Source organism: Exiguobacterium sp. s124 (assembly GCF_018617485.1).
GTDB lineage: Bacteria > Bacillota > Bacilli > Exiguobacteriales > Exiguobacteriaceae > Exiguobacterium > Exiguobacterium aestuarii.
The window spans coordinates 1-766 of the sequence record NZ_JACSKH010000011.1 but is presented as its reverse complement, the minus strand read 5'-3'; the positions used below and the strand labels follow the sequence as shown (position 1 = coordinate 766).

The following is a 766-nucleotide window of genomic DNA, read 5'->3' as shown; positions in this document are numbered from 1 at the left end:
TATAGCTCTTAAATTGACGAAGCTTGCGCTTCATTCAAAAATTGTAAAACTTTTTTTGCCTCATCGTTCAGTTTTCAAAGTTCGTCTGTGAAAATAAAATTGGTGGAGCCTAGCGGGATCGAACCGCTGACCTCCTGCGTGCAAGGCAGGCGCTCTCCCAGCTGAGCTAAGGCCCCATAAAAGTGATGATGGTCGGGAAGACAGGATTCGAACCTGCGACCCCTTGGTCCCAAACCAAGTGCTCTACCAAGCTGAGCTACTTCCCGTAAAAATGGTGCACCCTGAGAGATTCGAACTCCCGGCCTTTAGATTCGTAGTCTAACGCTCTATCCAGCTGAGCTAAGGGTGCGAGACGAATAATCATCATGGGAAAAATATTAATGGTACCGAGGGCCGGACTTGAACCGGCACGAGGAAACCCTCGCAGGATTTTAAGTCCTGTGCGTCTACCAATTCCGCCACCCCGGCAAGGTATAATTTCTAGCGGTAGACTTTTTGAAAAGATCAAATGGTGCCGGCGAAAGGATTCGAACCCTCGACCCTCTGATTACAAGTCAGATGCTCTACCAACTGAGCTACACCGGCAGGTGTAAATGGTGGAGGATGACGGGATCGAACCGCCGACCCCCTGCTTGTAAGGCAGGTGCTCTCCCAGCTGAGCTAATCCTCCAATATGTAGCCTGGCAACGTCCTATCCTCACAGGGGGAGATCCCCCAACTACTTTCGGCGCTGAGACGCTTAACTTCCGTGTTCGGCATGGGAACG

6 tRNA genes and 1 rRNA gene are annotated in these 766 nt (G+C 50.8%); all 7 read right to left on the bottom strand.

From position 1 onward, the window contains the following. Positions 1-100 precede the first annotated feature (100 nt). Positions 101-176, bottom strand: a tRNA-Ala gene (locus KNO85_RS14850). A gap of 13 nt (positions 177-189) precedes the next feature. Further along, positions 190-266, bottom strand: a tRNA-Pro gene (locus tag KNO85_RS14845). Between the two features lie 6 nt (positions 267-272). Next, positions 273-349, bottom strand: a tRNA-Arg gene (locus tag KNO85_RS14840). Positions 350-381: 32 nt separating this feature from the next. Further along, positions 382-468 (bottom strand) — tRNA-Leu (locus KNO85_RS14835). A 41-nt stretch (positions 469-509) separates the two neighbouring features. After that, positions 510-585: transfer RNA gene (locus KNO85_RS14830), tRNA-Thr, on the bottom strand. Positions 586-594: 9 nt separating this feature from the next. Continuing rightward, positions 595-670: transfer RNA gene (locus tag KNO85_RS14825), tRNA-Val, on the bottom strand. A gap of 8 nt (positions 671-678) precedes the next feature. Next, a 5S ribosomal RNA gene (gene rrf / locus KNO85_RS14820) occupies positions 679-766 on the bottom strand; the annotation flags it as partial.